At 38.1% G+C, this 13,474-nt stretch carries 12 protein-coding genes and 1 tRNA gene; 8 read left to right on the top strand and 5 right to left on the bottom strand.

Translation table 11 applies throughout. From position 1 onward, the window contains the following. Positions 1 to 18 precede the first annotated feature (18 nt). Genes ACSBL2_RS16440 through ACSBL2_RS16430 form a run of 3 tightly spaced genes read left to right on the top strand, consistent with a single transcriptional unit; the run spans position 19 to position 4,175 of the window. Entirely contained in the window at positions 19 to 1,848 is a 1,830-nt protein-coding gene (locus ACSBL2_RS16440) for an Eco57I restriction-modification methylase domain-containing protein (protein ID WP_442587634.1), read from the top strand. Then, complete coding sequence (locus tag ACSBL2_RS16435) at positions 1,845 to 3,500, top strand: AAA family ATPase (RefSeq protein WP_442587633.1); 1,656 nt, start codon at positions 1,845 to 1,847, stop codon at positions 3,498 to 3,500. Before ACSBL2_RS16440 ends, ACSBL2_RS16435 begins: the two co-directional genes overlap by 4 nt. Before the next feature lie 3 nt (positions 3,501 to 3,503). Then, positions 3,504 to 4,175 carry a hypothetical protein gene (locus ACSBL2_RS16430; RefSeq protein WP_442587632.1) on the top strand — a complete coding sequence of 224 codons (672 nt, stop codon included), beginning with the start codon at positions 3,504 to 3,506 and terminating at the stop codon, positions 4,173 to 4,175. Between the two features lie 181 nt (positions 4,176 to 4,356). On the opposite strand, the gene ACSBL2_RS16425 is transcribed toward ACSBL2_RS16430, so the two are convergent. Continuing rightward, positions 4,357 to 5,604 (bottom strand): site-specific integrase, encoded by a 1,248-nt coding sequence (locus ACSBL2_RS16425; RefSeq protein ID WP_442587631.1) that lies wholly within the window; start codon positions 5,602 to 5,604, stop codon positions 4,357 to 4,359. A 244-nt stretch (positions 5,605 to 5,848) separates the two neighbouring features. After that, positions 5,849 to 5,935, bottom strand: a tRNA-Ser gene (locus tag ACSBL2_RS16420). A gap of 228 nt (positions 5,936 to 6,163) precedes the next feature. On the opposite strand from ACSBL2_RS16420, the gene ACSBL2_RS16415 reads away from it, so the two are divergent. The 5 genes from ACSBL2_RS16415 to ACSBL2_RS16395 all read left to right on the top strand — a co-directional run bounded on the left by ACSBL2_RS16415 (position 6,164) and on the right by ACSBL2_RS16395 (position 10,084). Next, complete coding sequence (locus tag ACSBL2_RS16415) at positions 6,164 to 6,997, top strand: SDR family oxidoreductase (RefSeq protein ID WP_442587630.1); 834 nt, start codon at positions 6,164 to 6,166, stop codon at positions 6,995 to 6,997. Between the two features lie 22 nt (positions 6,998 to 7,019). Next, on the top strand, positions 7,020 to 7,922 hold the full coding sequence (locus ACSBL2_RS16410; RefSeq protein ID WP_442587629.1) for an AraC family transcriptional regulator: 903 nt from the start codon (positions 7,020 to 7,022) through the stop codon (positions 7,920 to 7,922). Between the two features lie 79 nt (positions 7,923 to 8,001). Further along, a complete protein-coding gene (locus tag ACSBL2_RS16405; RefSeq protein WP_442587628.1) occupies positions 8,002 to 8,847 on the top strand; it encodes an SDR family NAD(P)-dependent oxidoreductase in 846 nt (281 codons plus the stop codon). A 218-nt stretch (positions 8,848 to 9,065) separates the two neighbouring features. Beyond that, positions 9,066 to 9,431 (top strand): hypothetical protein, encoded by a 366-nt coding sequence (locus ACSBL2_RS16400; protein ID WP_442587627.1) that lies wholly within the window; start codon positions 9,066 to 9,068, stop codon positions 9,429 to 9,431. Positions 9,432 to 9,556: 125 nt separating this feature from the next. Then, a complete protein-coding gene (locus tag ACSBL2_RS16395) occupies positions 9,557 to 10,084 on the top strand; it encodes a ferritin (RefSeq protein WP_442587626.1) in 528 nt (175 codons plus the stop codon). Between the two features lie 533 nt (positions 10,085 to 10,617). Here the strand turns inward: ACSBL2_RS16395 and ACSBL2_RS16390 are convergent. From ACSBL2_RS16390 to ACSBL2_RS16380, 3 genes are read right to left on the bottom strand one after another with little or no spacing between them, the layout of a single operon-like run. Beyond that, entirely contained in the window at positions 10,618 to 11,622 is a 1,005-nt protein-coding gene (locus tag ACSBL2_RS16390) for an MlaD family protein (RefSeq protein WP_442587625.1), read from the bottom strand. Further along, positions 11,623 to 12,396 carry an ABC transporter ATP-binding protein gene (locus ACSBL2_RS16385; protein ID WP_442587624.1) on the bottom strand — a complete coding sequence of 258 codons (774 nt, stop codon included), beginning with the start codon at positions 12,394 to 12,396 and terminating at the stop codon, positions 11,623 to 11,625. Position 12,397: 1 nt separating this feature from the next. After that, complete coding sequence (locus tag ACSBL2_RS16380; protein WP_442587623.1) at positions 12,398 to 13,204, bottom strand: MlaE family ABC transporter permease; 807 nt, start codon at positions 13,202 to 13,204, stop codon at positions 12,398 to 12,400. Between the last annotated feature and the right edge of the window lie 270 nt (positions 13,205 to 13,474).

Below are 13,474 nucleotides of genomic sequence, written 5' to 3'. Positions count from 1 at the left end.
TATATTGATGGTACAGAATTGAAACGTATACTCGATCCACCATCTATGACTCTCTATCTGGATGAAAACTTACCTATCGCCCTGACACAAAGATTTTTGTGTCATATGCGAGCTGCAAAATTGCTATGCAAAAGAGTTTCTGGAATATTTCATGGGCAGGTGACTCGTTTAAGATGCGCTGATCAGAGTTTTTCCTTTTGTAAATATTCGTCTATCTTCGCACCGATGTTAAGAGAAGATAAAGAGAAAAATATCGTTAAACCCTTTGAAAATGAATTACCGTCTGCATATGCAGATAGATTGGGAGTTCAATATTCTTCAATCGTTAGTAATGTTCATAAAAAAGATATAGGTCAATTCTTCACACCAAGAATTATAGCAAAATTTATGGGTGAGTTTGCCATAAGTAATAGTGAGAGTGTAAAGATTTTAGATCCGGGATGCGGCATCGGAATTTTATCTACGGCAATGACAGAGGATTTTATCCTAATAAATCCAAGGATTAAAACTATTGAACTCGTTGCCTTTGAAAATGATGTAGATATACTTCCTTATACAGAGTTGTGCTTTACATATTTGAAAAAATGGCTTGAATCAAAAGATATCGAATTAATATATTTCCTATGTAAAAATGATTTTATACTACACAACAGCCAAATTCTGGCTGGTAAAGAAAGTTCTCACGAGCAATATGATATAATAGTATCTAACCCACCTTACTTCAAACTACCTAAACAAGATTCTCGCGCTTTAGCCGCAAAGGCTGTCATATACGGTCAAACAAATATTTATTCAATATTTCTGCTCTTATCGGCAAAATTATTAAAGCCTGGCGGTAAACTAATATTTATTACTCCTAGGAGTTTCTGTTCTGGAAATTACTTCCGGATGTTTAGAGAACAATTCTTCAATTTAATAGATATATCAAATATCCATCTTTTTGATTCGCGCTCTAAGGCATTCAAAAGAGACAAAGTCTTGCAAGAAACTCTTATAATGGCAGGAACCGCTAAAACCAATATTTTGCCTCAACAATTGAATTTACCATTCGATTTGGCAAATAATAAAAGAGTTCTAATTTCTAAATCAGCTGGCTTATCCGATCTTAATCAAAGAAGTTGGATGTTTTATCCACTAGCTTCATTAGTTGATATGGCTAGTTATCAAAAGACATTACATTTACCCTCAAGTACAGAGGATGATGATGTAATAAAAATATTTAGAAGTTGGAATATGACCCTGCATAAATTAGGCTGGGAAATCTCTACTGGAAAAATTGTTGATTTTAGAAGTAAGGATTTTATTGTAGACCAAGAATCACAGGATACAGTTCCTTTATTTTGGTTGCACAATATACGTTCAATGCATTATAATTGGCCAGATAGAGAAAATATCAAAGGTAAATCTAAAGGACAATTTTATATTTCTACAAATGAATCGGGAAAAACGCTTATACCTAATAAAAATTACATACTATTACGGCGATTTAGCTCGAAGGATGATTTGAAAAAATTAATAGCCGCACCCTATCTAAGTGATATGTTACCTCAATATAGTAAATTGGGAATAGAGAATCACTTAAATTATATTTATAAAAAGGAAGGCTCATTGAGCTGTACTGAGACACTTGGATTAGCTGCGCTTTTAAATAGCGAGTTATTTGACAGATATTTTAGAACGTTCAATGGTAATATAAATGTAAGCGCAACTGAATTAAGAGAAATTACATTGCCGGATATTAAAATTATTAACGAAATTGGCGAAATAATTTTAAATACAAATAAAAAAATCAAAATTGATATTGATCAGATTGTATCAGATCATCTTAACTTAAATAAATCGCGATGACTCAAAAAATCGATTCAAAAATAGAAGAGGCTCAAAACATTTTAGAAGATTTAGGGCTTAAGAAGCAATATCACAATAGAATATGCGCTTTAACGCTATTAGCACTTTCAAAAATAAAACCTGATGATAGTTGGCAAGATGCGACGAAGTCAAATCAGATAATTTCAAAAGATATTATAGAATTTGTCAATAAAGAGTACTTAGCCGATTACCAACCAAATACTAGAGAATCGTTCAGAAAAAATGCTTTAAAACCATTTGTTGATTTCAATATAGCATTACTTAACCCTGATAATCCGTCCCTAAGCCAAACTAGTTCAAAGACTCATTATGCGCTTTCCGATTTGGCACTGGAAACTATATTATCTTACAACACAGATAATTGGGAGCTTGCTGTAAAGAAATTTAAATTAGAACAGTTCCCAGAAAACTCTACAGATGGAATATTATTATCAACCATTAATATAAGTAGTTATAAATCAATTTTGAATGATAAAATTGAGTTAGGAAGATTTAATGTTTTTATAGGTGAAAATGGAAGTGGGAAATCTAATATTTTAGAATCTTTAGCTGCAATTGGAGCAGTTAAAACTGATGATTTTACATATGATGGCTTATCTAGTAGAGGAGTTAGGTTTGCGAGGCCAGATTTAATGCTAAGTTCATTTTTGAGTTCAAAACAAGAAGATTCGATAAAGATATCTCTGGAATTTAATACTAAAAATTTAACGAAACTTTTTGAATCAACAATTTATCCTGCTAATAAAAGTGATATATATACAAGGTGGATCGATGAAAATAAGTATCCTCTAGAAGGCATAAATAATGATTTAATAAAATCAAAAATTAGGCAAATAATAGATGAAATCAATAATAAGGCAGATGATCTTTCGGTCGATAGTGTTTTGAATAAACTATTTGAGCCTTCAGGTAGTGTCACTGCTGATAATAGTTTTGATCCATATCAAAAAATGCTAACGGAATATGCGATTTTCGATCTAAATACAAGATCGCTAAGAGGGATAACCCCTTCTGAAAGTCGTAAAACACCATTGGGTTTAAATGGTGAAGGCTTAGATTTATTGATTTCGAGTTTTAATGCTTATGAAAGGGATTTTCTTACACAATGTGAAGAATTTTTCAAGTGGTTGGATGAAATTATAACCGACAAAGATGATAAAAATAAAGGGCTCGGTTTGAAACCGGGAAGAAGTACTTCAACTCTATATTTTACGGATAGATTTATGCTAAAGAAAAACAATATTCTTTCTGCTGAAAATAGTAATGAGGGTATTTTGCATGTTTTATTTTATTTGGCACTATTCATAAGTACTAAGACGCCAAAGTTATTTGCTATCGATAATATTGAAACGGCATTGAATCCCAGATTATGTCAAAGACTCGTGATGGAATTAGCTAAGCTTTCAAAGCTAAGAGATAAGCAGGTTCTGATTACTACGCATAATCCTGCGGTATTAGATGGACTAAACTTATTTGATGATAGCCAAAGATTATTTGTTGTTTCTAGGAATGGAAGTGGTCACACAGTTACTAGAAGAGTTAGATTCAAAGAAGATTTTAAGGACAAACCGTTTAAAATTTCAGAAATGTGGATGAGAGGCTCTTTAGGAGGTATACCTAATAATTTTTAGTATATGATTTTTGGGATTATTTCTGAGGGGCATTCTGATAGAGCTGTCATAACAAATATACTTTCTGGTGTAACTGGTTTAAGCGATGAGAGCATTATCGCACTTCTTCCTCAATATAAATATGATGCAACAGATGTTGCTGGCGGTAGAGGTGAAATACATGGTGGATGGAATGCGGTAAAAGATGAGTGCAACAAACGTGTTTTTATTGACGATTTTTTAATGCAGGATGTGGATGATGAAAATTTTTTAGTCATTCATTTTGATACTGCTGAATCAGCCCAATATCCAATTGCTCAAATTAATAAGGATGCTAACTATTGTTCCACCATGCGTGAACAAATGATTATCCTTATCAAGGGATGGTTAAATGAGGATTTAACAGATAAAATTTTGCATGCCATTGCAATTGAAGAGACCGAGGCGTGGATACTTTCACTAAACAAGATAAAAGATTCTTGGAAATCTGCCAATCCTAAAAAAAAACTAGAGCATGTTTTAAAATATAAAACTAATAAATTGAAGCCTAGTTATGATTTATACAAAACCATAAGTCTTGATATAAAACAATCACATGAAGTTTTAAAATCAAAACAATTTATAATTGGAGATCCTAGCCTAAATGCATTTTTAGATGAGATAGCTGAGAAAGTAATGCCTAAACTTATTGATTGATATCTTTAAAACCACCGAGGTGGTATCAAATACATGTAACACATCGCAATCTTTCAATTTGCAATGTGTTACATATTTAACTGGTAACCCCGGTATGTATGTGTATCAAAAATCCCATAAAAAAAGAATGTTATTATCGAATAATCTAGGGATTGTCAAATAGCCGAAATAAATGGCTTTTTTAACAGACACTAGGATTTACACCTGCAAGTTTGGTTTTAAGCAGTGCCATGTCCTGAGATAGTTTTAAATCAAGAATTTTGGCGTAGTGTTGTGTCGTCTTAATATCAGTATGGCCTAGCATCTTACTCACCGATTCGATAGGTACACCGTTGGCAAGCGTTACTGTTGTGGCAAACGTATGCCTTGCGATATGAAAAGTAAGTTCTTTATCGATGTCACAGGCGGTAGCAATCTCTTTCAGGTAGTTATTGGTCTTTTGGTTGCTGGATACAGGCAAGACACGCAAATGGTCTGCGGAAAGCGGATGCTCTTCGTATTTTTCCAGAATATCCAAAGCAGTTTTTAATAATGGTACTTTAACCTGTGTTTTCGTCTTTGCCCTGTAGGTACTGATCCATTTTTCTGCTTTGTCATCGGTCACGATCTCGGTTTTTTTGAGCTTCATCACATCGGCATAAGCAAGCCCCGTAAAGCAGCAGAATAAAAATATATCACGTACCTGGCTAAGCCTGTTAAATTTGAAATCGTGGTCTGCAATGCGCTGTATCTCGTCCATGTTTAAAAATTCCCCCACCACTTTTTTAAGCTTTACCTTATATAATAGAAAAGGATTCTTTTCAATCCAAGCATTTGCAAGGCAGATTAAAACGACCTTTTTAAAATTTTTAATGTATTTGACGGTTGAATTATTGGCGCAACTGCGGACACTCCGTAAGTAATAATCGTAGGAGGTCACAAATTCGTGGTCAATTCTGTTCAATGGAAGATCATCTGTTTGATACTTCCATTGAATGAAATCTGCCGTATGGCTGTAACTAGTTTCGTATCTTTGCAATGTACCTGCGGCAAAACCTTTGCCTATTAGGGATTTCATTTCTGAATTGTGGGTTTTGAAAACACCTAGAATCGTTTTTTCAGGTACAACGATAGGCTGAACCCCTTCGTTGAGCATAAACGATTTGAGGCTGGAAGAGGTAATAGATAGTTTCTTGTCAGTCATTTCCCCAATTGCCTTATAGGTTTTAATCTCTAATACTTTCAGGCTTGAATTGATGCTTCGTACTTCTTCACTGCTTCCGGTGACCTTTTGGCTTTGGTTGTTCCATTTAGCCGGATCAATAAAACGTTTGGAAGAAATATCTGTTCTTACGCCCGCAATCGTGATACGTAAATAGATCGGCACTAAGCCATTGGCATTGATTTTTGATTTTTTTAGGAAGAAAAATAACCCTAGTTTCTTGTTCATCGCAATAGATTTATGTGAGTAAATTTAGTTCATTGCGTTACTGTTGTCAAGATGTATAAGTATTGAACATCATGATTGTCAATAACTTACAAGGGTTAAGGTGCCCCGGTGGTGCGGGTTTAAAAGGGCACCTGCTGGGGCACCTTATACTGCGAAAAATTGTGTGATTTTACTATGGGCTATAAACAAAAAACGCCTTAAACATAAGTTTAAAGCGTTTTTGTGTATTTTGATTATACATTTGCGGAGAGTGGGGGATTCGAACCCGCGGACGCTGTTACACGTCAACAGTTTTCAAGACTGCCGCAATCGACCACTCTGCCAACTCTCCGCGACAAAAGTAGAAATAATGTTTATTTCTACAAACTATCCCCATGAAGAATTGTTTAAACCCCTCATAATGAAAACGTTTTTTTTTCGTTACGACCAAATATTTGAGATATTCCTGCAAATATCTGCCGAATAACCAGTCGGATGTTTGAATTTTGCAATCAATGGTTTGATTTCTATAAGTGATCATTCCGGCTCGTCCTTTAATTTTGTGTACAAAAATTACAAAATGGAAAATCAAAAAGTATGGTATATCACCGGCGCCTCCAAAGGATTGGGACTTGCACTGGTGAAAAAGTTATTGAATGAAGGATACCGTGTTGCCGCGACTTCCCGGAATCTGAAACAACTCATTACAGCTGTTGATGAGGAATCAAACAACTTCCTTCCTTTAGAAGTTGACCTGACAGATGATGAAAGCGTTAAAGAATCCTTCGACAAAACCTGGCAATATTTTAAATCCATTGACGTGGTAGTAAACAATGCAGGTTATGGAATAGGGGGGAGTATCGAAGAACTGGAAGACGAAGAAGTAAGGGCTGCTTTTGATGTCAACGTATTCGCCACCATGAATGTCATCCGTCAGGCCATGCCTTACCTGCGCAACCGGCAATCGGGACATATCATCAATATTTCTTCCATCGCCGGTTTTGCACCTGCAACGGGCTGGTCAGTTTATGCTGCTGCAAAGTATGCCGTTATAGGGCTGTCGGAAGTGCTGGCTGAAGATGTAAAAGCTTTTGGGGTGAAAGTAACCGTTGTTATGCCGGGAGCTTTTCGTACCAGTTTCCTTACTGAAGATTCACTGGTGTACGCTGCAAATCCCTTAGCAGCATATAAAGAGGTAGCAGAATCGCATGCCAGGTACGACAAGCTTAACGGAACACAGATTGGTGATCCTGAAAAAGCTGCCCAGGTATTTATCGATCTTACAGAGATGGAAAATCCGCCGGTACGCTTGTTTATCGGGAGCGATGCACACCAGCGTGCCTTAAAAAAACTGGACATCCTGAATGACGAAATATCGCAGCTTGCTCCGGTAAGCATTTCTACAGATTACTAAATAAAATCGTTAATTTCATCTTATGGAAAAGACAGAAACGCTGGAAGGTTTTTATGAGCGTAAGTTCAATGACACTGCTCCAAAAATACAACAGGGGGTAGGCCATTTCAATGTTTTCAGATTGGAAGATTGCAGTGGTGCCCATGGCGCACCCCTGACTTACAGCAGGCGTGATTTTTATAAGGTGTGTTTAATCCGTGGGGAAAACCTGTACCATTATGCGGACAAGAGTTTGTCTGTGAATGGAACTACACTTATCTTTTTCAATCCGAATGTTCCCTATACTTTCCAGCCTGTGTCTGGAAACATGACCGGCTATTTCTGTATTTTCACGGAATCCTTCTTTACCGAAAAAATTAGGGGAGGTTTAAGTGAACTTCCCATGTTTAATCCAAGAGGGAAGCCGGCTTATATTATGGATGAATCACAGGAAAAAACTGTGGCTGAAGTCTTCGAGAAGATGCTGGAAGAAATAGATTCAGATTACGTATTTAAATATGATCTGCTGCGGAATTACGTCACAGAACTCACCCATTTTGCCTTGAAATCACAGCCCTCGGAAAGCTTGTATCAGCATCCGGATGCAAAATCGCGGATCACGGCCATTTTTACCGAACTGCTGGAAAGGCAATTTCCTATCGAAACGCCTTCACAGCGTTTTTCCTTGCGCTCTGCAAAGGATTTTGCAGAGAAACTGGCTGTGCATGTGAATCACCTGAACAGATCGGTGAAAGAAACTACCGGAAAGACAACGACAAACCTGATCTCGGAACGTGTGCTTTCCGAAGCAAAGTCACTCTTGAAGCATACCGACTGGAATGTCGCTGAAATTGGCTATTGCCTTGGCTTTGAAGAGGCTGCACATTTCAATAACTTTTTCAAAAAGCAAACAGCCTATACCCCCGGAGCTTTTAGAAATGTTTGAATTTAGCAATCATGTGCTTGATTGTTGTAATTTTACAGGGCCTTTGTAAGCGTAATTTTGACCTATAAAATTTACAATTATGAAGAATCAGGAAAAAGTTTGGTACATCACCGGTGCCTCTAAAGGACTGGGATTAAGTTTAGTAAAACAATTATTGGCAGGGGGATATAAAGTCGCTGCCACATCAAGAAATTTAACAGACCTGCAGGAAGCTGTAGGAGACAACAGCGACAGTTTTTTACCGCTGGCAGTTGATCTTAAAAATGAAAATAGTGTAAAGGATTCTATTGCAGCTACAGTGGAACGTTTTGGGCATATCGATACCGTGGTGAATAATGCAGGTTACGGACTGTTGGGAAGCCTGGAAGAATTGTCGGATGCAGAGTCCAGAGAAAACTTTGAGATCAATGTATTTGGAACCTTAAATGTGATCCGTCATGCGATGCCTTTCCTGCGTGCACAAAAATCCGGACATATCTTTAATGTATCTTCCATTGGGGGCTTTTCGGGCGACTTCCCAGGTTTTGGTATCTATTGCGCTACGAAGTTCGCTGTCGTGGGCTTATCAGAATCACTGGCCGCAGAAGCAAAAGCTTTCGGGATCCATGTGACCGTAGTGTTGCCTGGATACTTCAGGACAAACTTCCTTACATCCGGATCATTGGGGGTTCCACAGTATCCGATTGAGGAATACACCGCTGTGAGGGATTCCCAGAATGCGCATCAGCAGGGGATCAATGGTAACCAGCCCGGAGATCCTGAAAAAGCAGTGGCCGCCATAATTTCGGTTGCAGCAGCAGAACATCCTCCGGTGACCTTGTTCCTGGGTAAGGATGCCTATGGAATGGCAGACCAGAAAATCTTATCCTTGAAGGCGGAAATGGATAAATGGGCGCACCTGGCTACGGCAACAGATCTTGATTAATCTGATTTAGGAGGCATCAGCGCTATTGCAGCAGGATATGAATTGTATATAAATCCATATTTAGCAGCTAAAGCTATACTGTCCTAAATTAAAAACGGCCCTTTGATCGGTTTAGCAGACGATTAAAGGGCTATTTATATCAATTAAAAATTATTTCACATTTAATTTGTAGCAAGTCTAAATAATGCCAATATTTGTAATATAATTTAAACCGTTAAATGCAAAACATAGCGACCGCAAGTACCGTTGATTTCATAGAAGTTTTTGAAACCAGAAATGGTGCTGTATTCCAGTCTGACAGGGAAAATTGCTGGTATGTAGATTTTGCAGGAAAACTCGCTAAATTTGATTACAGGAGCATAATGAAGCTGAGAAAGGCGATTTATGCAATAGATATTGAAGCTTTACTGCTGAATTCGGACAAGACCCCGGATCTGGAAATTGTTTTTATCTGTGCCTGTGACCACTGCTATGTACTGACCTTATTGGAGATTATTTCCTTCAAGGAATTGCTCGAAGGTACCTTCGTTATGCTAGAATTGAACCGCATTATTCACGATAGGGTTTATCGTCTGGCGGCATAATTCTCCCTCTTTTTTTCTTCTTTATAATTAGAATCTTTCCATATTTCTTGCGTATGCAAAAAATGTGATATTAAGCACTATTTTTGTATCAGTTCAAACAGAGAATACATAAAATATATAAATATATGAAAGACATCATTCGCGTAAAGTGTCTACTTTCAACTGAGGTTGAAGCACTTTTAAATCAGCAAATAAAGAAAGAAGCACAATCTTCATCAGCTTACTTATCTATGGCTGCATGGTGCAATAGTAACGGTTTCGATTTTTCTTCAGATTATTTCTTCAAGCAGGCTGAAGAGGAAAGAGTACACCAATTGAAAATATACAAATACGTTCTTGATATGGGTGGAACAGCTATTTCACCTGAGGTAACAAACATCAAAATTGAGTTCAATTCATTTAAAGAATGTTTCGAAGATGCATTGGATCATGAAATCAGCGTGACACAATCACTTAAAAATATTGCTGCTTATTGCTACAAAGAGCAGGATTTTGTAACTATTGAATTCCTTAACTGGTTCTTCAAAGAACAACGTGAAGAAGAATACAAAGCAAGACGTGCACTCGAATTGTTTGAAGTTATTGGCGAAGAGGGTACAGGAAGATGGCAGATCGACAAAAATGTGGGTAACATCGTGTACACTGAAGCATAAGAATAAATTTAATTCCTTCTATAAAGCGTGGTTGTCATTTGATAACTGCGCTTTTTTTTGGCTCCAAATTTCTGTAAGTTTTATTGGCCGGGATATCGTGTTGGATTGATTTGACCATTTCTTTTAGATCAATCTATAATAGCAGGGGGGGATGGAAAGAGCTGTTCGGATGTAGAAAATTAATAACATACGGAATCAAACAACAGAGATACAAGAAAAACAAGGATAGGGATCGATTGCGTACAAGCTGCTTTTCAGGTACAACCATCATAGAGAGAAGCAGGACAAAAATGGTCGGGGTAGTTCCGGAATAAAAATGGCAGAGCTGTGGGTAACAAGTGACTAAACCAGGAGCGGACTAAATGATAAATTGACTAAACCACGAATTGACTAAACTTCGAATAGACTAACCTTGATGGCTGTACATCGGGTAAACCCATAAAAGGAGGGGGGCTTATCGGCAACGGAATCTACACAAAAAAGGACGTTTCAAATAAATGAACGTCCTTTTTGATATCATTAAGCAAATATTTCTATTGTTTCTGCTCTTCTGCCGCTTTCTCTTTTTCCTTTGCTTCTGCCTTTGCCTTTTTCCTGAAGAAACCTCTCAGCAGGAAGTTATGTTGCAAAGCCTCCATATTCTCATCCAGCTTTTGTGTGCTCGATTCCAGGTTGGAAACCGTAGTTTTTAACTTTGCGCCGGTAGCTTCATCATTCAGCAATACCCCCAATGCATTTTTATCTGAATTTAGTTTGCTGCTGGTCTGGTTAAGGTTGTTCGTCATCTCTGCAGCGGAAGCAGCAGTTTGTTTTAGACTCGCAACCGCAGTCCTTAAATTATTGAATACTACGGTATCCGTAAGCAACTCATTTGCGACTGTCCCTTTGTTGTTCAGTTTATCGGTATATTTTGATACGGCTGCTGTGACACGGGCTGTACTTGCCGATGCATTTTCCAGGTTCACTGTGAGCTGACGCAGGCGGTCTGTCATCAGTGAATCAGTTAATAAAGCACCCAGCATTCCTTTTCCACTCATGATGCTTCCACTGACCACCTTGAAATCTTCTGTAATGGCAAGTATATTTTTATTATTTGCCTGAAGGGTTTTCATGATATCCTCGGTACCCAATGCAGCAGCAACTGCCAGCTTATCCCCATCTTCCACTTCCGGAGCATCCGCAGAGCCACCAAGGATCTCGATCATTTTATTTCCAATGAAACCTTCGGAGCTTAACTTCGCCATTGCATTTTTATGAATGTACTTTTTTGAAGATTCCTCAATGTGCATGGTGACTTCTACCTGTGAACTGCCGTAAAAGTTGATCTTACTGACGGTACCTATTTTAACTCCGGAAAAGAAGACATTGTTCCCTGCCTGAATCCCGTTTACATTATCAAATACTGCAGTAAGGGTGACTGTGCTCACAAAGCGTTTTTGTTTGCCTCCCAATGTAAATACGCCGGCTATAAATATAATGAGTCCGATAAAGATGAAAATTCCAACGATTACAGACTTTTTGTTTTGTGTAGCGCTCATTTATTCTATGAAATTATAATTGTAAAAAGATTGGACACGTGCATCGGTACTGGCAAATATTTCTTCAAATGTACCCTGTAATTCAAACTGTCCGTCCAGTAGCATAGCAATTCTATCGCCAGTTTCTTTGGCACAGGTCAAATCATGTGTAATGATGATGGAAGTGGTCTGGTATTTCTCCTGCACTTCGTTGATCAGATTGTTGATTTCAATACAGGTGATAGGGTCTAATCCGGCTGTGGGTTCATCGTAGAGCATGATTTCCGGACGGAGGATCAGTGTCCTTGCAATACCGATACGTTTGCGTTGTCCCCCCGATAATTCAGAAGGCATCTGTTCTATGGTCTGTGACAGGCCAACCGCATCCAGTACATCTTCCACCTGGGTGTTTATTTCTTTACGGCTCAGGTTCCTGGAATTACGCACCAGCGGAAATTCAAGGTTCTGGCGTACGGTCATACTATCGTATAAGGCGCTGTTCTGAAATGAAAAACCTACTTTTAACCGCAATGCCGTCAGTTCTTTCGGAGAAATATGGGCAACTTCCTGCCCCAGTACATTGACCTGTCCGGCATCAGGAAGCAACAGTCCCGATATGATTTTTATCAGTACAGATTTTCCGGTACCGGAACGGCCCAGTACCACAAGGTTTTCCCCCTGGTATACATCAAGGTCTACCCCCCTCAGGATACTCATGTCGCCGAAAGATTTCTGTAATCCCCGGATGGCGATCACTGCATTGGTTCTGTCAATATCTTTGTGTACTTTTTGCATATTAACGGAAGGCATTTACGATTTGAACGATAACCAGCTCTTCCACAAAAATGAGGAACATGGCCGCAACAACAGCTGCATTGGCTGCTTTTCCTACACCTTCTGTTCCTTTGGTTGAATTGTAACCACAATAGCAGCCAACTACACCAATGGTGAAGCCAAAGACGGTCGACTTAAATGTGGTACTGAAGAGATCTAAAAAGCTTAAGGTTTCAAATACCTGTGAAAAGAACATGGCAAAACTGGTCTGCTCATTGGCATGTACATTTAAGAATGCACCCAGTAAAGCAACAAATGCGGTATACATGACCAGTATGGGGATCATAAAGGTAGTCGCCAATATACGGCTGACCACCAGGAATTTAAAAGGGTTGGTGGCCGATACTTCCATGGCATCAATCTGCTCGGTAACTTTCATGGAGCCCAGCTCGGCACCCATATTTGAACCTACTTTTCCTGCAGCAATTAATGCAGTAACCAAGGGGGCAAGGGCACGCACAATTGCAATGGAAATTAAAGAAGGTAACCAGGAGGTGGCACCGAAATTCGCCAGTGAGGGCCTGGACTGATTGGTGAATACGAAACCGGTAATAAATCCTGTCAGTGAAATGAGTGGAAGAGAGTTTACTCCTACATCATAACATTGACGTATAATTTCTTTGAATTCATATGGAGGAACAAACACTTCTTTGAAGAAGCGAAGAATGAATTGGTAGATCTGATAAATAGTGTAAAATATTTTATCTACTTTCTTCGAAATAACATATTTAGCAGGCTGAATATTCTGATTTTCTTTCTTAGGGTCCATTCTTTGTGTTTGATGCGGCCAAATATAATTTAAATCAGCTATTGTTGACTATAATATATGATAAGCATGAAAAGCAATAAATTGTTTTGCTTTTTGCCTCTCAAAGCTGCATTTTCGCCAAATGTACTATATCCATTAATTATTCTCAGAATAGCTTACATCAAAATGACAAAACAATGATGTGCTAAAAAACGATACACCGTTAAAGCTGTTGTGGGTTGTAATTTCCGGAAAGAGGTAAATGAAGACCATAATATTTAGTAAAACATA

Origin of the sequence: Pedobacter sp. AW31-3R, assembly GCF_052180285.1 — a bacterium.
In the GTDB taxonomy this organism is placed as follows: domain Bacteria; phylum Bacteroidota; class Bacteroidia; order Sphingobacteriales; family Sphingobacteriaceae; genus Pedobacter.
This window is presented reverse-complemented; position numbering and strand designations above follow the sequence as displayed.